Below are 418 nucleotides of genomic sequence, written 5' to 3'. Positions count from 1 at the left end.
CCTCGACCGGATCGCCCTCTTCCAAACCGTCAGCGAAGGCTTCCAGCGAAGGATCAACAAGCATTTCCTTGAGAAGCGCACGACCATGATCGCTCAGACGTACACCTCTGACCGCTGGTGCCCCCGGAAGATCCACGACGCTTTCGACCGGCGCCAGCAAATGAAGATTCGCGTCCACCATCTCCGGCACGGCTTGCGCTCTATTGCGGTACGAAGGGTTGGCCAATATCCGGCACATGACATCAAGAGAAAAGTGATGTCCAGCTTCCAGCCGACTCGCAAGATTGGAAAAAACTGCCCGCCTCGGCATCGCGTCGGTCAGCGGATCCAGTTCAGGCCTGAAGCGGCTGAACCAGAAGTTCCACGTTGCCAGAAATCGGAGATCCGGAATTTCCTGCTGATTTGCGTACGGAAGAAT

1 protein-coding gene is annotated in these 418 nt (G+C 56.5%); it reads right to left on the bottom strand.

Going from position 1 to position 418, the window contains the following annotated elements; genetic code table 11:
- On the bottom strand, window positions 1–418 hold a 418-nt coding region (locus U5782_RS41370; protein ID WP_322049640.1), incomplete at both ends, for a hypothetical protein.

Source organism: Paraburkholderia sp. J67 (genome assembly GCF_905220265.1).
In the GTDB taxonomy this organism is placed as follows: domain Bacteria; phylum Pseudomonadota; class Gammaproteobacteria; order Burkholderiales; family Burkholderiaceae; genus Paraburkholderia.
The sequence above is the reverse complement of the archived record's forward strand: the minus strand, read 5'-3'. Positions and strand labels throughout refer to the sequence as shown.